Origin of the sequence: Parabacteroides massiliensis (assembly GCF_900155425.1) — a bacterium.
Lineage (GTDB): Bacteria > Bacteroidota > Bacteroidia > Bacteroidales > Tannerellaceae > Parabacteroides > Parabacteroides massiliensis.
Genome location: NZ_LT700189.1, coordinates 642,187 through 664,303, shown reverse-complemented (window position 1 = coordinate 664,303; position 22,117 = coordinate 642,187). Strand labels below are relative to the sequence as shown.

At 43.0% G+C, this 22,117-nt stretch carries 19 protein-coding genes; 12 read left to right on the top strand and 7 right to left on the bottom strand.

From position 1 onward, the window contains the following. Positions 1-44 precede the first annotated feature (44 nt). The 3 genes from trhA to BQ9893_RS02845 form a co-directional block, all read right to left on the bottom strand. Positions 45-698 carry a PAQR family membrane homeostasis protein TrhA gene (gene trhA / locus BQ9893_RS02855; protein WP_075964652.1) on the bottom strand — a complete coding sequence of 218 codons (654 nt, stop codon included), beginning with the start codon at positions 696-698 and terminating at the stop codon, positions 45-47. Positions 699-702: 4 nt separating this feature from the next. Then, positions 703-909: a heavy-metal-associated domain-containing protein gene (locus tag BQ9893_RS02850; RefSeq protein WP_075964651.1), complete on the bottom strand. Its 207-nt coding sequence runs from the start codon at positions 907-909 to the stop codon at positions 703-705. A gap of 131 nt (positions 910-1,040) precedes the next feature. Beyond that, on the bottom strand, positions 1,041-3,251 hold the full coding sequence (locus BQ9893_RS02845) for a heavy metal translocating P-type ATPase (protein ID WP_075964650.1): 2,211 nt from the start codon (positions 3,249-3,251) through the stop codon (positions 1,041-1,043). Between the two features lie 189 nt (positions 3,252-3,440). On the opposite strand from BQ9893_RS02845, the gene BQ9893_RS02840 reads away from it, so the two are divergent. The 11 genes from BQ9893_RS02840 (at position 3,441) to BQ9893_RS02790 (ending at position 16,186) form a co-directional block, all read left to right on the top strand. Then, a complete protein-coding gene (locus BQ9893_RS02840) occupies positions 3,441-3,893 on the top strand; it encodes a NanQ anomerase/TabA/YiaL family protein (RefSeq protein ID WP_075964649.1) in 453 nt (150 codons plus the stop codon). Between the two features lie 356 nt (positions 3,894-4,249). Further along, on the top strand, positions 4,250-4,612 hold the full coding sequence (locus BQ9893_RS02835) for a response regulator (protein ID WP_075964648.1): 363 nt from the start codon (positions 4,250-4,252) through the stop codon (positions 4,610-4,612). A 5-nt stretch (positions 4,613-4,617) separates the two neighbouring features. Then, positions 4,618-5,784, top strand: coding sequence for a sugar transferase (locus BQ9893_RS02830; protein WP_075964647.1), 1,167 nt, complete (start codon positions 4,618-4,620; stop codon positions 5,782-5,784). A gap of 18 nt (positions 5,785-5,802) precedes the next feature. Continuing rightward, positions 5,803-6,597 carry a TolC family protein gene (locus BQ9893_RS02825; RefSeq protein WP_075964646.1) on the top strand — a complete coding sequence of 265 codons (795 nt, stop codon included), beginning with the start codon at positions 5,803-5,805 and terminating at the stop codon, positions 6,595-6,597. Further along, a complete protein-coding gene (locus tag BQ9893_RS02820) occupies positions 6,597-8,759 on the top strand; it encodes a GumC family protein (protein WP_075964645.1) in 2,163 nt (720 codons plus the stop codon). Before BQ9893_RS02825 ends, BQ9893_RS02820 begins: the two co-directional genes overlap by 1 nt. 2 nt (positions 8,760-8,761) lie before the next feature. After that, positions 8,762-10,225 carry an O-antigen ligase family protein gene (locus BQ9893_RS02815; protein WP_075964644.1) on the top strand — a complete coding sequence of 488 codons (1,464 nt, stop codon included), beginning with the start codon at positions 8,762-8,764 and terminating at the stop codon, positions 10,223-10,225. A gap of 1 nt (position 10,226) precedes the next feature. Continuing rightward, positions 10,227-11,411, top strand: coding sequence for a glycosyltransferase family 2 protein (locus BQ9893_RS02810; RefSeq protein WP_075964643.1), 1,185 nt, complete (start codon positions 10,227-10,229; stop codon positions 11,409-11,411). Positions 11,412-11,428: 17 nt separating this feature from the next. Further along, a complete protein-coding gene (locus BQ9893_RS02805; protein WP_075964642.1) occupies positions 11,429-12,553 on the top strand; it encodes a glycosyltransferase family 4 protein in 1,125 nt (374 codons plus the stop codon). A 7-nt stretch (positions 12,554-12,560) separates the two neighbouring features. Next, on the top strand, positions 12,561-13,760 hold the full coding sequence (locus BQ9893_RS02800; protein ID WP_075964641.1) for a glycosyltransferase: 1,200 nt from the start codon (positions 12,561-12,563) through the stop codon (positions 13,758-13,760). Position 13,761: 1 nt separating this feature from the next. Next, positions 13,762-14,649 (top strand): glycosyltransferase family 2 protein, encoded by an 888-nt coding sequence (locus BQ9893_RS02795; RefSeq protein ID WP_075964640.1) that lies wholly within the window; start codon positions 13,762-13,764, stop codon positions 14,647-14,649. Then, entirely contained in the window at positions 14,642-16,186 is a 1,545-nt protein-coding gene (locus BQ9893_RS02790; RefSeq protein WP_075964639.1) for a lipopolysaccharide biosynthesis protein, read from the top strand. The genes BQ9893_RS02795 and BQ9893_RS02790 overlap by 8 nt, the downstream gene beginning before the upstream one ends. Before the next feature lie 415 nt (positions 16,187-16,601). On the opposite strand, the gene BQ9893_RS02780 is transcribed toward BQ9893_RS02790, so the two are convergent. Together BQ9893_RS02780 and BQ9893_RS02775 are read right to left on the bottom strand one after the other, a co-directional pair. Next, positions 16,602-17,480, bottom strand: a complete 879-nt coding sequence (locus tag BQ9893_RS02780) for a glycosyltransferase family A protein (protein ID WP_075964637.1) — start codon at positions 17,478-17,480, stop codon at positions 16,602-16,604. Between the two features lie 26 nt (positions 17,481-17,506). Beyond that, positions 17,507-18,565: a glycosyltransferase family 2 protein gene (locus BQ9893_RS02775; protein ID WP_139322556.1), complete on the bottom strand. Its 1,059-nt coding sequence runs from the start codon at positions 18,563-18,565 to the stop codon at positions 17,507-17,509. Here BQ9893_RS02775 and BQ9893_RS02770 point away from each other — a divergent pair. Then, positions 18,494-19,963 carry a CDP-glycerol glycerophosphotransferase family protein gene (locus tag BQ9893_RS02770; RefSeq protein ID WP_081415355.1) on the top strand — a complete coding sequence of 490 codons (1,470 nt, stop codon included), beginning with the start codon at positions 18,494-18,496 and terminating at the stop codon, positions 19,961-19,963. The two genes, BQ9893_RS02775 and BQ9893_RS02770, sit on opposite strands and share 72 nt — an antisense overlap. On the opposite strand, the gene BQ9893_RS02765 is transcribed toward BQ9893_RS02770, so the two are convergent. Both BQ9893_RS02765 and BQ9893_RS02760 read right to left on the bottom strand, forming a co-directional pair. Beyond that, entirely contained in the window at positions 19,929-21,098 is a 1,170-nt protein-coding gene (locus BQ9893_RS02765) for a glycosyltransferase family 2 protein (RefSeq protein ID WP_075964634.1), read from the bottom strand. The genes BQ9893_RS02770 and BQ9893_RS02765 overlap by 35 nt on opposite strands. Before the next feature lie 10 nt (positions 21,099-21,108). Next, entirely contained in the window at positions 21,109-22,047 is a 939-nt protein-coding gene (locus BQ9893_RS02760) for a UDP-glucuronic acid decarboxylase family protein (protein WP_075964633.1), read from the bottom strand. Between the last annotated feature and the right edge of the window lie 70 nt (positions 22,048-22,117).

Genomic DNA, 22,117 nt, shown 5'->3' with positions numbered 1-22,117 from the left:
TGAATAAAAAAAGGAGAAAGTGGCAATCGCTTTCTCCTTTTTCTTTATACCAACAGGTATATCGAGATAAAATGGCAGATGCTGCCTCCCAGCACGAAGATATGCCACACGGAATGCATATACCTGTATTTGTCTAAAAAGAAAAACAAGCATCCCACCGTGTAAAACAGCCCTCCTCCGATCAGCCAGTACAGGACATCCATCGAACCGGTCTCACGAAAGACCTGAAGCAAAGGCTTAAAAGCAATTACGACCACCCAACCCATCGCCAGGTAGCAAACTGTTTTCAGATGATCTTTCTTTTTCATCTTTCGGAAACTTAGCCAGACACCTGCCACTGCCGCGAGCCATACGATAGCGAACAGCGACCAGCCCCAATACCCTTCCTGCCGGAGGGCCACCAGCGTAAAAGGCGTATAAGTTCCCGCAATATGCAGGTAAATCGCACTGTGGTCGAAACGGCGCAAAAGCCTTTTCTGCCGTGCGCGGGTCGAAGCATGGTAAAATGTAGAAGTCACATACGAGAGTGTCATGCAAACGGCATAAACGGCAAAACTGCCGACCGCCCAAGGATTACCGCTTCGGATTGCCGCCATCATCAAGATGACGATGGCGGTTATCCCAAAGAGCATCCCGGCGCCATGTGTCAAGACATTGGCCACCTCTTCACCGTATGTTTGTCGTTGCCGGGCAATCATCAGCTTACAATTGTTCGGCCTTGAACCCGGCCTCTTTTACGGCTGCAATCACAGTTGCAGGGGCAATATCGACTTTCACTTCCAATATCTTGTTCGGATCGGCCAGATCGATCGACCAGTCATCCGAAGCCATTAACGTATTGAGCTTTGCACCGATTGCCGCTACACATCCACCACACTTTGCATTTGTTTTAAATTTTGTTGTTGCCATAGTTGTTATGATTTATGATTTATGATTTATGATTTATGATTTATGATTTATGATTTATGATTTATGATTTATGAGTACAAAAAAATAGTGATATTACTACGAAATTGCAATTCATAAATCATATTTTTTTGTTATTTCATGAATTTTAATCGTAAGCTGTTCAATACCACCGATACGGAACTGAAAGCCATTGCGGCACTCGCTAACATCGGGTTCAACAGCAGTCCGTTTATCGGGTACAGAACGCCCGCAGCCAACGGAATGCCGATCACATTATATATGAAGGCCCAGAACAGGTTCTGATAAATCAGGCGGACTGTCTGTTTGGACAAACGGATCGCATCGGGAAGCAGCAACAAATCGGACGTGATAAGCGTGACCATAGCCACATCCATTGCAATATCGGTTCCTTTTCCCATCGCAATGCTGACATCGGCCCGTGCAAGCGCCTGCGAGTCGTTAATGCCGTCGCCTACCATTGCCACTTTCTTCCCTTTCCGTTGCAAAGATACGATATATTCCTCTTTATCGTTCGGCATCACTCCCGCCTTATAATGATCGATCCCCAATGTCGCGGCGACCTGTTCGGCCGTCCGGATACCGTCGCCCGTCAGAAGGTGTACTTCTATTCCCTGTTTTTTCAGTTCCTTAACGGCATCTGCCGAAGTCGGCTTGATGCGGTCCGAAATCGCCAGGACCGCCAACAGGCGGTTTTCCAGGCCATAGAAGACAACACTTTGCCCCTCTTCCTGCCACCGTCCGATTTCTTTACGCGCCTTTTCCGGAATATCGGCCCGGAATATTTCGAGTAATCCCTGGCTTCCCACCCAGTAGGTGGCTCCTTCGACCTGGATGCGGACGCCACGTCCTGTCAGGCTCTCGAAGTTTTCTGTCTCACACACCTTTGCTCCGGAATCTTCCAACCAACGGATGATTGCGGAGGCCAACGGATGTTCGGACTTCTGTTCCGCCGTGTACAGGATATCCAAATAGAGGGCGTTATCGTCCGAAATCCAGTATGAATCCGTGACAACCGGGACTCCTTCCGTCAATGTCCCGGTCTTGTCCAATACAACCGTATCGACCTTGCATAGATTTTCCAGGGCAAAAGCATCCTTGATCAGGATATGCCGTTCGGCCCCTTTCCCCATTCCGACCATCAAAGCTGTCGGCGTAGCCAATCCCAACGCACACGGGCAAGCAATGACCAACACCGAAACGGCCGACAACAAAGCATACGAAAAATAGCCCTCTCCCCCTATCACCAACCAGCAAACGAAGGTAACCAACGAAAGCGACACGACAACAGGAACAAAGATTCCGCTTATTTTGTCTACTATCCGCTGAACGGGAGCCTTGCTTCCCTGTGCCGACTGTACCATCTGCACGATCTGGGCCAAGACGGTCGTCTCCCCGACACTTGTCGCCTCCATCGTGAAGGCTCCCTTCTGGTTGATCGTTCCGGCCAACACCCGGTCACCGGCATTTTTCTCCACCGGAATCGGTTCTCCGCTCAGCATGCTTTCGTCCACCGAAGAGCTTCCTTGCAAAAGCGTTCCGTCCACCGGAATCTTTTCACCCGGCCGCACACTGACTGTATTTCCGACCTGAAGAGCCGAAATAGGAACTTCCTCTTCTCGCCCGTCCGTAACCAAACGAGCTGTTTTGGGCTGCAATCCCATCAGTCCTTTTATAGCAGATGACGTGCTGTTCTTCGCCCGCTCTTCCATCAGTTTACCCAGCAAGACGAATGCAATGATCACACCTGAAGCCTCATAATAGACATGCGGCTCCAACCCCTTTTCCAGCCAAAATCCGGGACATAGGGTATTGAATAGGCTGAACAGGAAGGCTATCGAAGTGCTGAGTGCGACCAATGTGTCCATATTGGCCTTTCCCTTGAGAGCATGCCGCACGCCGTTCACATAGAACGAACGCCCGAAAAACACCATAATGCCCAATGCCAGCATCATCATGACCCAGTTCCCATACGGCACATGCATGAACACCATCCCCAAAAGAGCCAACGGAACGGACAGCGTCCAAGCACCTATGGTATTCCTCCTCAATGTCCTGTAATGTTTTCCGGCCATCTCTTCCTGCATGGCTACAGGATCTTTCGCTTCTACTATCAGGTCATATCCGGCAGCCTGCACGGCTGCTTGCATAGCCCCCAAAGTGATGACAGACGGCCTATAAGTGACCGTCAACGTTCCCGCCGCAAAATTCACGGCCGCCTTCTCCACACCGGGCAATGCCTGTACCGTACTCTCCACATTGGCCGCACAAACGGCACAACTCATTTCAAGAACAGGCAATACCTTTGTTTCTGTTTCTCTCATATCGCGTTAAAATGTCAAATTTGTCTCATTAGTATAACAAAGATACAGCTTATTCGGTTATATTGTAACCAAATAAATATTCTTTGATTTTAATAGAATTATTTGCAGAAAGGGGCTATTATTTAACATTCGAATATGCGACCTTTGTCCAGTAATCAAACGAATAAACGAATTAAAAAAATAAAACGTATGATACTTGATTCATTGAACAACACAGAAAGAATCGAATGCCTGCATCCTCTATTCAAAAAAGCATTCGACTATTTGAAATCTACGGACTTCTCTAAAGTGGAAGATGGTAAGTATGAACTGGAAGGCTCTCGCTTGTATGTAAACGTTGTCAGTATCTTTGGAAAGGAAAAGAAAGATGCCGCTATCGAAACACACACAAAATATATCGATATCCAGATGCCTTTGTTGGGTGTGGAAAAAATCGGTTGGAAGCCGGGATGTGAACTACAGGAAGAGTCGACTCCTTATAACGAACAAAAAGACATCGCTTTCTATATCGACCGTCCGACTGCCTACACCAAGATATATCCGGGGCAGTTCGCCATTTATTTTCCCGAAGACGGCCATGCTCCCGGTATCGGCCAGGGTAATATCCGCAAAGTGATTGTAAAGGTGCAAGTTGAAGGATAAAAAGAAAGCATGCCCAAAAACAAACAAGACGCAGACGAGCGCAGGTTTATACAGACTTATGCTCGTCTGCGTAATCTGTACCCCTCGAACCATACCTTGACAACAGGAACAACGAATCGGAAAACTTCTGACAAATCATCATTACCGCAAAAATAATTTACAATATACTTTAATCTTCAAAAGTTTTCTCTATTTTTGCATCGACGTCTTCACAAAGACCATATTATTTCAATGAATTTATAAAATCTAAACTCTACCCGAAGTCCGAAAGGGGGGCAGGATAAAGTGAAAAGTGAAGAAGTCTAACGAGTTTTTTTAGAGTTAAATAATTGTAGGGTAACACAAAATTGCCAAGAATGAAGTCTATTCTAATTGTTGATGACAAGCCGGAGATAGCAAAGATCATCATGATCTATTTGTCCAGTTCCTATAAAGTGGTGTATATGGAAAATCCAATAAAAGCCATTTCATGGATGAACGAGGGAAATATTCCGGACGGTATAATTTCAGATTTGAACATGCCGGAAATGGGTGGTGAAGAATTCGTATGTTATTTGAAAAGGAATGATCTTTTCAATCACATCCCGATTTTAGTATTATCAAGTGAAGAAAGCAGTTCTACACGAATACGCCTGCTGGAAGAAGGAGCTGAAGATTTTATAATAAAACCATTCAATCCCGAAGAGTTAAGGATCAGGATTAAAAGACTTGTAAAATAACGGATATGGAATATATCTTCTTCGGAAATCACTCTTCATTGCCCGGCAGGTTGGAAAGAGCCTTGGACCAACACGTCGTAGAATGCCCGACGCTTACACAGTTTTGCCAGGCCATGGTCCATGTGAATCCTGTCAATTTTTGCGTCTTTTTGGAAAACAACGACATCAAGGATGATTTGGATGTAATTCTAAAACTACGGAAACTCTATTCAAACGCCTATATCATCTTATTTGCAAGCTCCCTGGATAAAGAAGAAAAAATCGCATACATAAGAACGGGGGTCAATTGTGTTATCACGGAAAGCATAACAAAAGAAGAATTGCTTCGTTTACTTGCGATCGCCGAAGACTTCCTAAGCAAAAAAGCGATCTGTGAAAAGAATGACAAAGAGGCGGACAGATTGTACTCTTTCCGGCTACCTTTTTGGAAACGGACTTTTGATATTGCAGCCTCCTTAGGGGCTATATTATGTTTGTCTCCTGTTTTGGCAATCACTGTTATTGCTATAGAGTTGGAAAGCAAAGGCCCTATCGTCTATAAATCCAAGCGGGTCGGCACTAACTATAAAATATTCGACTTTTACAAATTCAGATCCATGTATCCCGATGCGGATAAAAGGTTGGCTGAATATAAAACTCAAAACCAGTATAACATAGAAGTAGAAGGGGTTGCCCCTTCTGCCTCTGCTGTACAGCAGAAACCATTGGCAAATGATCCTCAATCGGCAGGCTCTCTTTTATATTCCGATGACTTTAGCATGAGAGAGCATGACTATTTAAAAAGCAAATCGATAGAACGCGCCAATACCTTCTTTAAAATAGAGAACGACCCGCGTGTCACTCGTGTAGGGCGGATTTTGCGGAAATACAGCATCGACGAACTTCCGCAGTTGTTCAATATCCTAAAAGGAGACATGTCTGTCGTCGGCAATCGCCCTCTGCCCATTTACGAGGCGGAACAATTGACCTCCGACAATTACATCGAACGTTTCATGGCCCCTTCCGGGTTGACCGGCCTTTGGCAGGTTGAAAAACGAGGCAACGGAGGCAGCCTATCCCCGGAAGAACGTAAACAATTGGATATAAAATATGCACGGACTTTTTCTTTCAGCATGGATATGAAAATCATCTTCCGCACTTTTACGGCTTTCATTCAAAAAGAAAATGTCTAAATCCGGAGGAAGAACAACATGAAAACAGCACTTATCTTCTTATTGATATTCAGTTCTGTATACTGTATGCCGCAAAAACGTAAAAGCTATACGGACAAAGCTACGATCGTAGAAGTCGGTGCCAAGTCAGACCCCGACTCCATACAGGCCATGTTGGATGATTACGAACGCGTCCAACTACCTCCCCTCTCCGTGTTTCTCCAATCCGTCTATGAGCATCCTTCCGTCAAAATATACGAAGCAAAACGGGACGAGGCAAGGGCGGATAGGGAAATCACCCAACGGGAGTGGCTTAGCTATCTGAGGCTGCAAGGAACATATCAATACGGGCGAAATAACCTCTATTCCACTTCTTCTACAGACGGAGAACCCATAATCAGCAATGTGGGAAACAACCAGAATCTATACAATGCAGGAGCCTCCATCAGTATCCCGATCGGCGATTTGGTGAGCAGAAAACAAAAAAACAATGTGAAGAAGGCACGGTATGCTCAACTGCAATCTCAATATGAAATGTCGGTAGAGGAACGAAAATTGATGATTTTGCAAGCCTATAACAACGTGCTCCAGCAATTGGCGACACTAAAGGCCAAGTCAGACGCTGCGGCACTCTACAATGCCCAAATGAAAATATCCGAGCAGGATTTTATTAACGGGAAAATAAATATTACCACTCTTTCTCTTGAGAGGGGACGTCGTTCAAGTGCCGTAATCTCCTATCAAGAAGGCCGCGCCGCTTTGCATAACGCTGTCACCCTGTTGGAAATGCTCACGAATGTAAAGATTATCAACAGAGGTAGCCAGGAAGAATAATGAATGTCACATTATACATAATACGTTTTCTTTACCGGATTCGATTTCAACTGATATTCGGCACTGCCATTGTTACAGGGTTAGTGATCTATTTCTCCCGTTTCATTCCTAAAACGTATACCGTAAAAGCGACGATTTATACCGGTATTGTCTCCGATACCGGGCTAAACAGCGACCAGCAACCGGCAAACTGGAAATCTGTAGAGAATATGTTCGACAACCTTGTCAAATTGACTAAAGAAAAAGGCATACAGAAAAACATCGCTATCAAATTGCTCGCTATCAATCTCGTCCACGGTGATCCCGATCAGGACAACGTTTATATAAGAACCAAGAATTACCAAAGCCTGATCAAAATTATACCGGAAGACTTATTACAACTGGTCGACAAAACCTCCGAAGAAAAAACGATTGACAATTTCATGAAATACATGAAAAACGATCCTGAGAATTTTTTGTATGGCTTATTGAATGGCGACGGAGCGTTCTACAGCTATAACAAACTATCGTCTCTCGGGGCAAAAAGGTTGGGCAACAGTGATCTTATAGAGATTTTTTACCAAACGACAGACCCCGGCATCACCCTGAATACGATCAAACTCATATATGACGAATTGCGTGCCGCCTACGAAGACATACGCTATAAAACGACCAATGATATCGTAGCCTATTACGAAAAAGAACTCATAAGGCAACAGACAAAACTATCAAGCCTGGAGGACAAATTGGTTAATTACAGTATAGAAAACAGTATAATCAACTACTCGGAACAAACAAAAGCTATCGCCAATTCATATTCTGATTTTGAAAACCGATATGAAGCGACCCGGAGGGCTTACGAAAGTGCGGACAAAGTCGTGCTGGAAATGGAACAATACATGGATATACGGACTAAATTGGTAAAAACCAATGACGATTTTATCCAGGCTCTGAATGAGATTTCAACCATCAACGGCAAAATAACCGAAATCGAAACATTCAGTTCGGAAGAAATGCAGGTTAAAAATACGGAACTTCAAGAACATAAGGAACAGCTAAAGAACGCCGAACAAAAGATTGCCTCTTTGACAACCATGATAAACAGCTACAAAGAGAGCAAAGAAGGAATTGCGATCAACGGGCTTGTGGACGAATGGCTCAGGCAAACGATCGTGAAGACAAAAGCGAAAGCAGAATTGGACGTGTTGGATCAGAGAAGAGAAGTCTACAATGAGCAATATAAGATTTATTCGCCTATCGGAACGCAGATAGACAGGCAACAACGCGAAATCAAAGTACTGGAACAATCCTATTTGCAAATGTTGCATGCTCTGAACATGGCTAAAATGAAGCAGAAAGACATACAACTCACCTCTGCGACATTAAGATTGATTTCCGAACCGACGTATCCGATCCTCAGTGATAAAAGCAAGCGGTTGTTGCTGGTTATAGCCTCCTTTTTTGGCAGTATATTCTTCATTATCGGATTCAATCTGCTGATAGAATTACTGGACCGTACCCTACGGGATGCCGACCGAGCCAAACGGCTCACCGGCCTTCCGGTCCTGGCTGCATTTACAGGACACATCAATTTGAGATACCGGGGGTTTACGAAAGCCTCAAACAGGATTGTCGCAGCCTATTGCTGCAATCAACTAAATGTCTTTCTACAACCGAGACGTACTTCAATCATCAATTTGATCAGTTTCGAAGAGCAGGAAGGGAAAAACTTCATAGCTTCTTATTTGCAGGAATATTGGGAAGATTTGGGGTTCGGTGTCAAATTCATATCTTACGACAAAGACTACAACTCACAATCTATGGTATACGCTCAAGCCAACAGTATTCATAGTATCTACGAGCCTCCACGCGGACAAGAAAGTCCTGATATCCTGATAGTCAAATATCCTCCTTTGAGAGACTATCCTATTCCCTCTGCGTTGTTGCAGGAAGCACAAGTCAATTTGTTAGTCGCAGATGCATGCCGGGTATGGACAACCAGCGATACACAGCTTTTGGAACATTTCAAGAAACAAATAAAAGACAAGCCTCTTTATTTGCTGTTGAATCGTACGGAACGAGAATTTGTAGAAGACTTTACCGGTCAACTACCTCCCTATTCAGGACTGAAAAATTTGATATTCCGGCTTAATCAATTCGGGATCACGGCCAATAAAACATAAAAATGGAAGGGATAAAAAGAAATACGAATTCCTCTTTCAGCCCCTATCCTCTATTGGTAATAGGACTTATACTGTTGGCTTATGTATTGCTGAAACAAGCATGGCTGATGGCGGCGGTTGTCGTAATTATGCCTTTTCTCGCTTTCTATGTTGTTGTCGTGCTGAACAAGCCTTATTGGGGATTCATAACCTTATTTGCGCTGAACTACTTTTTTATCGGGATACTGCGTTATGTGGATGTTCAAAACAGTAGTGTAATAATGGATATCATCATTGTCTTTCTATTGGCCAGTATATTTCTTTATGCTTTATGCGGCGGTAAAATACCCTGGAACAGAGCCAACAATAAACTGCTATACATATCGCTTGCCTGGATGATTTATGTCTTTTTTGAGTTGTTCAACCCCTCTGCAGTGACAGAAGCCTGGATATTCACCCGTGGTTCTTTTTACAATTTCACACTGTTAGTGTTACTGACCTCCCTTCTATTGAATAAAACCAGGGATATCAAAAGAATATTATTCCTGCTGTCTGTCTTCACCCTGATAGCTGTCGGCAAAGCATTGATGCAACGCTACATTGGATTTGATTCGGGAGAAACCGACTGGCTGATAAAAAGCACGAGTTACAGGACTCATCTTCTGCGCACCGGGACCCGCTACTTTTCCATATTCTCGGATGCCGGGAATTTCGGTTCGAATATGGGAATGGCTGCTGTCATTTATATGATTCTATCTTTTTATGTCTCGAATAAAAAACTCCGGTATTACTACAGGTTCGTCTCTTTATTGGCCGCTTATGCATTGATGATGTCCGGTACGCGTGGTGCTATAATTGTGCCTCTCGGAGGATTAGCCATGTTTATTCTTCTCAATAAAGATATCCGCCATATAGCAGGAGGAGTTATTTGTTTGCTGTTTATCTATATTTTTTTCGCCCATACGAGCCTTTTGGATTCAAATCGGCAAATACGACGCATGCGTACGGCTTTTCATCCGGAGAAAGATGCCTCCTACATGGTCAGAAAAGAAAATCAAAAACGACTTGCCGAATATATGGTTCATAAACCATTCGGTGAAGGCGTCGGCCTGGCGGGAGGAGAAGGCAGGCGCTTTTCCCGTCGTTTTACAACCGAGATACCGACCGACTCGCACTATGTCAGTATTTGGGTACAGTTTGGCATAGTCGGATTATGCCTGCATATCGCCATTCTATTGTTTGTCATTGCATACAGTGCCTATTTGATCATGTTCCGGATACGAAACAGAGAGTTGAAAGGCATGCTGATAGCCATGAATTGCGGGCTATGGGGCATTATGCTCAGCGCATACGGCAATAACTTTTTCTGGCAGTATCCGACAGGATATATCGTGTATATATTTCAGACATTTCTTGTTTTAGGAAAATCGTATGACAATGAATTAACAGGACAAACCAAGTTAGAACCCAATATAAATACATTATAATATGGATTTTGAATATGAAATAAACAAATGGTGGATCTCCAACGGAGAAAAACTGATAGAATATGCAGATGCAATCATATTTCTTTTGTTTCTGATAGCAGTATTGTATATCTTCATCTTTTCATTGGCTTCATTAAAAAAAACAAGAAACAAATATCCTCCCGCGCGGAAGAAATACCGCTTTGCCGTCCTCTTTCCTGTCTACCAAGGAGAAACGGTTATCGTTAACTCTGTCTGTTCTTTTTTGGAACAGGATTATCCGCTTTATATGTATGAAGTTATCGTGATAACCGACAGTATGCAGGAAAAAACCGTTCAGACATTGAAAACATTGCCATCCATTACGGTGTTGGAAGCCGGATATGCTCAAAGTACCAAAACAAACGCACTCCGTCTTGCCATGGATTATCTGAGTACGAAAACTGAAAAATACGACATGGTCGTAATCATGGATGCGGACAATATCGTAAACACCTCTTTTCTGAACAAACTGAACGATGCCTATTACTCCGGATGCCTTGCCATCCAAACGCACCGGGTTGCCAAAAACAGGAATACCAGTACAGCTGTCTTGGATGCGGTCAGCGAAGAAATAAATAATTCCATTTTCCGTTCCGGACATACCCATCTGGGCTTTTCTTCCGCATTGATAGGTTCAGGTATGGCTTTTGACTATGATTGGTTTAAACAGTATATTTATAAAGCCGCTCATGTCGGAGTGGACAAACAACTTGAAAGCATGTTGCTTTCACAGAATATCTATATCGAATTCCTGGAAGATGTTTATACTTACGATGAAAAAATCGAAAAGAAAGGACAGTTTTACGAACAACGGCGCAGATGGATCGCCATGCAATTCATGAATTTATTTTCCGGCTTATGGAAACTCCCTAAGGCTTTCTTTTCGGGCAACTGGGATTATTGTGACAAACTTTTACAATGGATGATGCCTCCGCGGATAATCTTACTCGGTTTTCTGGTGATTTTGTCAATCGTGGCAACTTGGTTCGATTGGGCTTTATCTTTTAAATGGTGGGGAATCACATTTATGCTGATCGTTTCATTTTTCATAGCTATACCGGATTATCTGGTAGACAATCGTTTCCGCAAAGCTATCATCAGCCTGCCGATCCTGTTCATTTTAATGTTCCTCAATCTTTTCCGTTTGAGAGGGGCAAATAAATAAATATAGAGTCCGACAAAATGAAAATCGCAATAGAAGCACAACGCATTTTCCGCCCGAACAAACACGGAATGGATTTCGTAGCCCTCGAAACTATCCGGGAGCTACAGAAAATAGATAAAGAGAATGAATATTTCATTTTTGTAAGTCCTGGAACAGACCGCTGCCTGGAAGAGACAGGCAATGTACATATCATCGAAGTGAAATGCCCGACTTATCCACTCTGGGAACAATGGGCGTTGCCACGTGCGATAAAGAAATGCAAACCGGATTTGCTTCATTGCACAAGCAATACTGCACCTTTGCATATTCAGGTTCCTCTGATCCTGACTCTTCATGATATTATCTTTTTGGAGGACAGACAGGACAGCAGTAAATCTCTTTATCAAAATATGGGATGGTACTACAGGCGTCTTGTTGTGCCTCGCATTTTGCCTAAATGCAGGAAAATAGTCACCGTGTCTCATTTCGAACGCGACCGGATACGGGAAACGCTTCATTTGCCGGAGGACAGGATTTTGGCTGTCCATAACGGTTTCAGTAGTTATTTTCATCCGTTGGACAACATAAAAGCTGTCACACAAAAATACATACCGGCAACCGGCTATTTGTTTTTCTTAGGGAACACGGACCCCAAGAAAAATACGCCCCGTACATTGAAAGCATATCATTTGTACCTGCAACAATCCAAAGAAAAACGCCCCCTTTTAATCGCAGACCTGAAACCTGAATATGTAGATGAAATTCTAAAAGAAACAGGTTTGGAGGATATCCGCCCTTACCTGCATCTGCCGGGTTATATAGCCAACACTGATTTGCCTTTTATATATAATGGGGCTTTTGCTTTTCTTTATACATCTTTACGGGAAAGCTTCGGCATTCCTTTGCTGGAAGCAATGGCTTGCGGCATCCCGGTAATAACGTCCAACACTTCATCCATGCCGGAGATCGGAGGCGAAGGCGCTATTCTGACAGATCCGGCTGACGAACAATCAATAGCGGTTCAACTTCTTTTATTGGAACAGGATAAAGAATATTATCTAAAACAATCCGCTTATGGGCTCGGACGTGCCAAATGTTTTTCATGGGAACAGACTGCCCGTAAACTGTTAAAACTATATCAATCAACTGTCAAATCAAAATAATACCATCATGAAAAATCGCGACTTTGTCATTACCAGCCTGCAGCCCTGGGACATCGAAATAGGCAGTACCATCAAAAACATGGCTTTGGAAATTTCCAAGACGAATCGTGTCTTATATATAAATACCCCGATGGACTATTCCACACGCCTTCGAGGGAACAAGGATGCTGCATGGAAACACAGGATGGAGGTAGTCAAAAAACGGGTATCTCCCATCCGCCGGATCAATGAAAGGATGTGGGTGGCAGATTGTCCTTTCTGTATCTTTCCGGTAGGCGGACTGCCTACGGCCCGGCTGTTCGATACCGTAAACAGGATAAACAACAAAATGATCGCAGATTATATTTGTGAGGTAGCGGTCCAATTCGGATTCACGGACTACGTACACCTGATCGACACCGACATCTATCGGAGCCAATATCTAAAAGAATACATCAAACCGGCTCTTTCTATTTATTATTGCAGGGATTTCATCATCGGGCAACCGTACTGGATAAAAAACGGAGCACGGCTCGAAGCCATGCTGGCGGCAAAGTCGGACCTTGTTTTGACCAACTCTACACAGTTTGCCATACGTTTCAAGAGATATAACCTGAATACTTTTCCGGTCGAGACCGGTGTCAACTTAGAGTTGTATGATGCCGGGAAAAATTGGGATGTTCCCGAAGACCTGAAACAGATACCTTCTCCGATTATCGGGTATGTGGGCAGTGTGATCGCCCTGCGTTTGGATTGCGACTTGCTGATGGAGGTGGCACAAGGCCGACCTCAATACAATTTCGTGTTCATTGGACCGGAAGATGAAACGTTCGGCAACCATCCTCTCCACCGGTTACCCAATGTGTATTTCTTAGGAAAAAAACGAGTGGAAACATTACCGGCCTATATTTCCGGCTGCGACGTTTGCATCAACCCGCAAATCGTCAATGACATTACAGACGGGAACTATCCGCTGAAGATAGATGAGTATTTGGCCATGGGTAAAACCATCGTGGCAACCAGCACCCATACGATGAGAGATATCTTTGCCGGATATGCCTACCTGCCGGCGAATACCGAAGAGTATCTTCATGCCTTGGATGCCGCACTGAAAGAATGCGGTGATAAAAACAAAGAAGAACAACGCATTCGTTTCGCCCGGACGCACAGTTGGCAACATTGCGTCCGGAAAATATATGATATTATCGAACAGTTTCAAACCTTCTGATATGGTATCGATCATTACTATCAATTACAACGGATATAAAGACACATGCGAACTGATCGACAGCATCCGGAAGCATGAAACTTATCCGTATGAAATCATTGTCGTCGATAACTCTCCGGCAAAAGACGAGGCCTTGCAGTTGAAAAGCGATTATCCCGATGCGACTATTATCTGGCCGGGACAAAATTCAGGATTCGCCGGCGGCAACAATATTGGATACGGTCATTCCGCTGGAGAATACATTTTGTTCGTCAACAATGATGTAGTCATAAACGGGCCTTTTCTCGAAACATTGGTTAACCGCATGCAATCTTCATCTGCAATCGGGGCTGTTTCTCCGAAAATCAAATACGAGGATCACCGGGACATAATCCAGTATGCCGGTTATACACCGATGAACCCTATCCGGATAAGTAACCGGAAGATCGGTACGAATCAAATTGATCATGGGCAATACGACCAGGCGGTTCCTACTGCTTTTATTCATGGAGCCTGTATGTTCACATCCCGCAAAGTATTGGAACGTGCCGGACTGATGACCGAAATATATTTTCTCTTTTATGAAGAATTAGATTGGAGCTTGCAACTTCAAAGAGCCGGATACCAAACCTGGTTTGAACCGGCTGTATCCGTATTCCATAAAGAAAGCATGACGATCAAACGCGGTACTCCGCTTCGCTTATACTATCTGACACGTAGTAGAATCTTGTTCACAAGACGCAATTATAAAACATTCTTTAAGGCGTTGGCTTTATCTTATCTATTGTTTATCGTCATCCCTAAAAATATTCTTTTGTATGGCATACGTAACGAAAAGGAAATGCTGGCCGCTTTCATGAAAGGCTCTTTCCACGGATTAAAAGATAACATAAAAGAGACTCATGTCTGAATCCCGCCTGCATAAGAGTTTTCTGAACGCGAAGGTGAATGTCCTTTTCTATGTCATCACCCTATTCATCTCTTTTTTCTCCCGGAAAATATTCTTGGAGCAACTGGGAGCCGACTTCATTGGGCTGACGGGGACATTGCAGAACCTCTTGGGGTTCTTAAATCTGGCAAACTTGGGAATCGGCGCTTCCATGGGATATATTCTTTACAAGCCTCTATTCGAAAAAGACCGGGAAAAGCTACGGGAAATCATCTCCGTGTTAGGTTACCTGTATCGCTACGTCGGTTTGTCCATTTTGGTATCAGGCGGAATACTGCCTCTTTTCTTCCCGCTTATATTCAAAAATACGGAGTTCGAACCGGGCGTTATCTATTTCGCCTATTTTTCTTTCTTGGCCTCTTCCCTGATCGGCTACTTCGTCAATTACCGACAAGTCCTTTTAGGGGCGGACCAACGGAACTATGTGGTTACGGCCTACTCGCAGACAGCAAATCTGGTGAAGACTTTATTGCAGATGGCATTGGTCTGTTATACAGGCAGCTATTATTTGTGGATAGCGATCGAACTGATTTTCGGCCTCCTGTATTCACTTGTCTTGAACCGGAAGATCGACCAAGTCTATCCCTGGCTGAAATGCAGTGTTGCCGTCGGGAAAGAAAAATATGAGGAGCATAAGATCATCATACGAAAATCCCGCCAACTATTTGTACACGTCTTGGCAGGTACAGGCCGTTCACAATTGCTCCCGTTTCTGGTTTATGCCTTTACGTCTCTGAAGTTAGTCGCTTATTATGGCAACTACATGTTGTTGATTACAAAGCTGAACTTACTGGTGAATAATCTGTTGGGAAGTACAGGAGCCGGAGTCGGCCATCTGATAGCAGAAGGTGACCAAAAGAGAATTCAACAGGTGTTTTGGGAACTCAATTCCTTGCGTTTTGTGATAGCCGGTTTTTTCACTTTCGCCCTCTATCACCTGATAGATCCGTTTATCACCATTTGGTTAGGAGCAGATTATGTCTTGCCCCATTCTGTTTTGATCATAATCCTGGCTAACTTTTTTGTCAGCCAGTACAGAGGTACGGTCGATCAATTCATCAACGGCTATGGTTTGTATCATGACACCTGGGCTCCGATCGTGACATTGATCATTACGGTTGTCGTTGCTTTGGCGGGTGGCAGCCTATGGGGGCTTCCGGGCGTTTTATTGGGCGATATAGCCAGTTCGCTGACTATCGTTTGCGTTTGGAAAGTTTATTTTCTATATAAACATGGTTTCAAAAGGCCTGTTTCCCTCTATTGGAAGAACATCGTGAAATATGCGGCATTGCTTTTGTTATCCTGGTCGGCGGCCGATGGTATATTATTTGTTTTTCCATTGCTTGACCCGACAAACGGATACGGGAGCTGGATTCTTTACGCTTTCTACTCGTCTACTTTATTTTTACTGATCTTCATCTCTTTGTTCTATATCTTTTCAGACGGAATGAGGCTTTTATCGAGACGGATTTGGAGGAAAGTTTTTCGGGACACATAAGTTTTTCCCCGGAACACGCTACTTTTTTCGCAAAAGACGTTATATCTCTTCCTCGAGATGCCCGTATCAGGGCCATTTACACCCCCATCTGAAGGGTATTGAGACCCGGGTCTGCTGGTGTCCGACACCTGGGTCTCGATAAAGATATATAACTATATTGCTGAAAATAAGCTATATGACTCGTAAGAAAAAGCAATTACATCCATGATGGTATGATAGTTGAAAAAAACATCCATCATGGTTACTATCATCTCACGCAAGCATCAATATTCATGACTTATAAAGCAAAACATGATAGTATGACAGTTGTTTTCGCAATCAATGATATGTTTGCTGAAGGTTTCATCAATTATTTAGTACCTTATTATACACCGGTCAAAGATACAGAATCTACCTAATTATGTGGCAAATTTTGCTAACGTCCGAACTTGGCTTTCAGTAAATCGGAAAATGTTTTACCGATGTTCTCACGGCACTCATGGCTAAGCCATACGGACAAAGCTTTAAGATAACCTTTACGGCCAAAACATTTGCGACATTGTACCACACGAGAATAACTATATATATACTTATCCTTACGCCCTATCCGACGCAGAAAACGATTGAGACGGCATGCGACAGTCACGCGTGCCAAAAGATTTTTTAGCACAGGAGCATATTGCAAAGAATCAGGTCTGACCGTAGCACAATAAATAGAAGCGGAACAAGCAGCCGCCTTACAGGCATAATAGTCTACATAAGCCGAAAACATCACATCATTAGCTGCCGGCGTTTCGTCAAAACGGATAGAATGTTCCTGTACCAACTTTGCGGAAATCATCTTCGCCCACGGTACGTCGTTACGGTATTTCAAATAATCCACATCCACATCTTCTGTAATTTTTTCATACACTCCATAGTATCCTTGACGTGACGGAACAGGCTTCAATGTATCGCAATCGGCACTTTCGGCACGGAAAGTTACCAAATCATAGTCTGTATCACCATAAACATCCAGTGTTTTCAAAAAATCCGGCAAAAAGAAATCGTCGGTATCCGCAAACAATAACCATTTCCCCTTTGCCCGTTTCAATCCTTCATTGCGGGCATAGCCTGCTCCCCGGCCCTCTCGGGTAAAAACGATTTCAACATCATCCCGCTCTCTTCCGGGAAAATGCGCAAAATCCACTATTTCGGGAGAACTGTTGTCATCAATCACTATAATCTGTATATCCTCTCGCCGGGGGATAGAATCCAGACATCGTTGTAACAACTGCGGAATATTCTTATGGGGGATAATGATCGAATATAACATTTTACCAAGTTTTTGAATCTTTTGTTTTACGGACGTGGTGCATGCAAGAAAGATGTTATATTCATTTTTATCAAAAAGATCATATAACAATCATATAAACCGTAGAGGTGGAACTTCAAGAAAATTTTCCCTATTTTATCAAGTTTATAAACCGGATGGTAATAATCACACATCATCCTATAATTATCGCTTATAAGCAAACATAAATGGGAAATCCGTTTTTTACGGGAAATATTATGCTTTTGCCAGTAATCAGTCTTCAACGACCAATCAAACCCTAACATCAAAGAAGCATACAACCCCTTTCGCTTTTCTTCTTGCGGGAATTCCCATTTAGCAGTCAACCTGTCCACCAATTCCTGATAGAAGCGAAATCCTGTATAAACCGAATCGAAAGGATGAAGAGTCCGGCAACCGGAGGTGGGATATCTGACATAGCTATAGTTCGACGTATTGCTCAATACCAAATAATCGCAATACAACATATATTGGTACATGAAAAAAAGATCTTCCAACACTTTGATCCTTTCATCAAAGCAAAGTTCATATTTCCGGATCAGCTTTACATCGTACAATTTAGATGCAATATATCCTTGTTCATACAACCGATAATCACAAATAGCCATACCGAAGTCCACAGACCCGACAAATGCATTTCCCGCCCTTTTCTTAGAAAGCTCTTCTCCTTCAGGAGTTACCTGTACAAGGCTCTGAATGATAAGGCCGCTTCCCTTATCCAAACGTAAACCGGCATATAAATCGGCTAAATAGTAAGGAGAGACATAGTCATCTGCATCCACAAATGCAAGATACTTACCACGCATTTCCTTCAGCCCCAGATTCCTCGCAGCGCTTACTCCCGTATTATTTTGATGAAAAACGCGTATCCTATTGTCCCCTGATGCATAATTATCGCATATGGAAGCACTGTCGTCAGAGCTTCCGTCATTTATCAGCAACAATTCAAAATCAACGAACGACTGACATAAAATACTCTTTATGCATCTGTCCAAATGCTGACCGGCATTATATACCGGGACTATAACGGATATTTGAGCATGAACTTCCATAAATGTAATTTTCACAAAAATAGGTATTTAAATCCTCGTTTTAAGTATTTTCCATATACATTTTTACCTGAATTGCATTCTGAATCAATTTTTTATGTAGTTTTGTCTAAAAACCTCATGAACATACTAAATCTAACAAAAAAAGTAAGAAAACGCATTTGGTTCAAATATAGAATTGCCTGTATCAAGGCTTTCATGCGACTGAGTGTCGGATACATAATCTTGCACCTCTTCAAAAGAAAACTAATCAAGAAAAGGATATGGTTGGTAATGGAACGGGCAACGGAAGCTCGTGATAACGGTTTTTCCTTTTTCCTTTACATGAGAGAAAGACATCCTGATATTAACACTTACTATGTCATCATCAAAGACTCGCCTGATGAAAAAAAATTAGACCGGTTCAAAGCCAACGTAATCCATTACAATACTTATAAGCATATTTTCTATTATTTAGCTGCCGAATGCAGTATAAGCACTCACGAACGAGGCGTCACATCCCCTTATTGTTTCCATGGTTACACCGGATATAGTTGTATCGAATCATTGGGTTGGTTTGTTCCGGCTAAACAAACCATCGTTTTCCTTCAACACGGTATCATTCAAAAATATCTCAACCTGATTGATAAGGAGAAACAACCCAAACACCTTAGACCGCATCTATTTATCACAACAGCACCACGTGAACGAGATTTTATAGAAACCATGGGGCATTGGCCTGAAAACACGGTCGTCAGTACAGGCTTAAGCCGTTTCGATTCTTTATTCGACAATATGGGAAAATGCAAAAAACAGATATTGGTTATGCCCACGTGGCGAAAATGGTTGGCAGCGAACAATACTGCGGCTGAAGCTACTGACATAGAGCAAAACAGATTTATGCTCAGTTCTTATTATAAAACATTCCAACACCTGCTGAATAGTGAAGAAGTTGCCAATCTTTTGGATATTCATAATTATCAATTAATCTTTTATCTGCATTATGAATTTCAAAGTTATATTAATGTCTTTTCTTGCAACAATCCCCGAATCATGATTGCCGGCCGAAATAATTTTGACGTACAATCCTTACTTATAGAAAGTTCTATTTTGATAACGGACTACTCAAGCGTCGCCTTTGACTTTGCATACATGAGAAAACCGCTTATCTACTATCAATTCGATCAAAGAGAATACACAGAACATTATCAAGAAGGGTATTTCAAATATGATTCCGATGGGTTCGGCCCCGTTGTGATTCAAGAAAAAGATTTGATTCTACAGATAAAAGACATTCTGGAAAAGAACGGCAATGTCAAAGAAACATATTTAAAAAGAATAAACGAATTCCTGCCACCACTCGACAACAGGAATTCAGAACGGATTTATGACGCTATCTTACTTACGATGTCTTCCCGTGGTGTTCCGTGTGGATAAACTGCTTATTTGCTCCCCGCAAACGGAATAGATTCAGAAACATATAAAAAAATATTTCAGGTAACCGCACAAAGGCTACCAGCATTCGTACGGTATACAAACTCCGGGGGACGGCAATTAACAAAGCCACCACCAAAGCTCCGAACAATATCCACCATTTTAAAGCTGCATACCAAGATATGCAAGAGGTAAACAAAGCTGTAATGAACGTTCCACCCAGTAGAAGCAAGCGGGGAATACTCATTTGCTGAAACAGTTTATCGCAATAGTCCCAATTCTTATCCAACAACGCTCCGGGCATATCGCCAATAAACTGTTGCAGGTAATGGGTTTGAGCAGACAGCCAACGCCTGCGCTGACGGATAAAATCTCTATGATTCTGTATCTTTTCGTCAAGGACATAAACATCCGGCAGATACCCTATACGTTTGCCGGCCTTAAACAAAGTCAGTTCCAATGCACGGTCAAAACCGCCTACCGCATCGATTCCGGACAGTTCCTTCTTGATCAGTTCAAAATCGAAAACCATTCCCGAACCGATCAAGGCTGCCGAGAATCCCATGTTCACATGTCCTTGCCGTAAAATACTGTTATTGATTTCCTCGCTTACGGCATCGAGGCAAGCAAGGCTCGTGTTTTTATTTTTAGCCGTCCGGTGTGTCTGGTAACCGACTATATTTTCTGTGAAAGGAGCAGCATTGATTTGGTTGAGATAATCGGGAGCGATGATGTTATCCGCATCCAGAATCAAGGCTAAATCGTAGCCCGACAGATGGCTCATCGCCAAATTCAACGCCTTTGCTTTCGTGCTGTTCCCGAAGTGCACAACCTCCAGAATAAGGGGCAAAGCCGACAACTTCTCGTTTGTTTCCGGTTCCATCCGATCGGAAATAACTATCACATCATACCGGTCGCGCGGATAATTCTGGTGCAAGCAAGACTCCACACACTCCATGATCACCCGGTCTTCCTTGTAGGCCGGTACCAATATGGCGATACGGCGATAAGAAACGGCCTTTTCTTCTCTCTTCTCTCGTTTTCCAAACACGGAAGCAATGCTAAAAACAAGCAAATACAATATGTTTACGGAAAAACATATAAACAAGATGATCTCCAGTATTTCTATCAATAACATATCTTTGTCTTTATAAATTTTGAAAATAATGGATTGTCCTTCTTAATCCTTCATCCAAAGAGACAGAGGGTGTCCAGTTGTGGAGTTTCTCCCGGGCAAGCGAAATATCCGGTTTTCGCAATTTGGGATCGTCGGACGGCAAAGGCCGGAAAACAATCTCCGAACTGGATTCCGTGAGGCGGATGACATGCTGCGCCAGTTCAAGCATCGTAAACTCATCGGGATTACCCAAGTTGACCGGACCTGTAAAACTGTCTTCGGTTGACATCATACGGATCATTCCCTCCACCAAATCATCCACATACTGGAAGCTGCGAGTCTGGTGTCCACAGCCATAGACTGTGATGTTTTCTCCTTTAAGAGCCTGAATAATAAAGTTGGAAACCACACGACCGTCATTGATGGCCATATTAGGTCCGTAGGTATTAAAAATGCGAATAATTTTTGTTTTCAGTTTCCTCTCCCGATAGTAGTCCATGAAAAGCGTTTCGGAAGCCCGTTTACCCTCGTCATAACAACTGCGAAGCCCGACCGTGTTCACATTTCCCCAATACGATTCAGGCTGCGGATGGACAAGCGGATCGCCATACACTTCACTGGTCGAAGCCTGCAAAATACGGGCTCCCTGTTCTTGGGCCAAATCCAACATATTGATAGCTCCTAAGATGGAAGTCTTGATCGTTTTAATCGGATCATACTGATAGTGGATCGGCGAAGCCGGACATGCCAAGTTGTAGATTTCATCAATCGTTGAAGTCGCTTTATAGGGAATAGTCACATCGTGTTCGACCAATTGAAACCCGGAATGCTTAAGCAGGGCATGCACAAAACCCTTCGAGCCGGTAAAATAATTATCCAGACAGATCACCCTGTTTCCTTCTCTTATTAATCGCTTGCATAAATGCGACCCTATAAACCCGGCTCCCCCGGTCACCAATATAGATTTCATGTATTTTACCCCTTAGATTCGTTTATTTTTTTGTCGTCTACAAATGTAATGATTTGTTTTTACTAAAAAA

Coding starts and splice junctions, on each gene's coding strand:
- trhA (WP_075964652.1), bottom strand. CDS start 698: ATGATTGCCCGGCAACGACAAACATACGGTGAAGAGGTGGCCAATGTC.
- BQ9893_RS02850 (WP_075964651.1), bottom strand. CDS start 909: ATGGCAACAACAAAATTTAAAACAAATGCAAAGTGTGGTGGATGTGTA.
- BQ9893_RS02845 (WP_075964650.1), bottom strand. CDS start 3,251: ATGAGAGAAACAGAAACAAAGGTATTGCCTGTTCTTGAAATGAGTTGT.
- BQ9893_RS02840 (WP_075964649.1), top strand. CDS start 3,441: ATGATACTTGATTCATTGAACAACACAGAAAGAATCGAATGCCTGCAT.
- BQ9893_RS02835 (WP_075964648.1), top strand. CDS start 4,250: ATGAAGTCTATTCTAATTGTTGATGACAAGCCGGAGATAGCAAAGATC.
- BQ9893_RS02830 (WP_075964647.1), top strand. CDS start 4,618: ATGGAATATATCTTCTTCGGAAATCACTCTTCATTGCCCGGCAGGTTG.
- BQ9893_RS02825 (WP_075964646.1), top strand. CDS start 5,803: ATGAAAACAGCACTTATCTTCTTATTGATATTCAGTTCTGTATACTGT.
- BQ9893_RS02820 (WP_075964645.1), top strand. CDS start 6,597: ATGAATGTCACATTATACATAATACGTTTTCTTTACCGGATTCGATTT.
- BQ9893_RS02815 (WP_075964644.1), top strand. CDS start 8,762: ATGGAAGGGATAAAAAGAAATACGAATTCCTCTTTCAGCCCCTATCCT.
- BQ9893_RS02810 (WP_075964643.1), top strand. CDS start 10,227: ATGGATTTTGAATATGAAATAAACAAATGGTGGATCTCCAACGGAGAA.
- BQ9893_RS02805 (WP_075964642.1), top strand. CDS start 11,429: ATGAAAATCGCAATAGAAGCACAACGCATTTTCCGCCCGAACAAACAC.
- BQ9893_RS02800 (WP_075964641.1), top strand. CDS start 12,561: ATGAAAAATCGCGACTTTGTCATTACCAGCCTGCAGCCCTGGGACATC.
- BQ9893_RS02795 (WP_075964640.1), top strand. CDS start 13,762: ATGGTATCGATCATTACTATCAATTACAACGGATATAAAGACACATGC.
- BQ9893_RS02790 (WP_075964639.1), top strand. CDS start 14,642: ATGTCTGAATCCCGCCTGCATAAGAGTTTTCTGAACGCGAAGGTGAAT.
- BQ9893_RS02780 (WP_075964637.1), bottom strand. CDS start 17,480: ATGTTATATTCGATCATTATCCCCCATAAGAATATTCCGCAGTTGTTA.
- BQ9893_RS02770 (WP_081415355.1), top strand. CDS start 18,494: ATGCTGACCGGCATTATATACCGGGACTATAACGGATATTTGAGCATG.
- BQ9893_RS02765 (WP_075964634.1), bottom strand. CDS start 21,098: ATGTTATTGATAGAAATACTGGAGATCATCTTGTTTATATGTTTTTCC.
- BQ9893_RS02760 (WP_075964633.1), bottom strand. CDS start 22,047: ATGAAATCTATATTGGTGACCGGGGGAGCCGGGTTTATAGGGTCGCAT.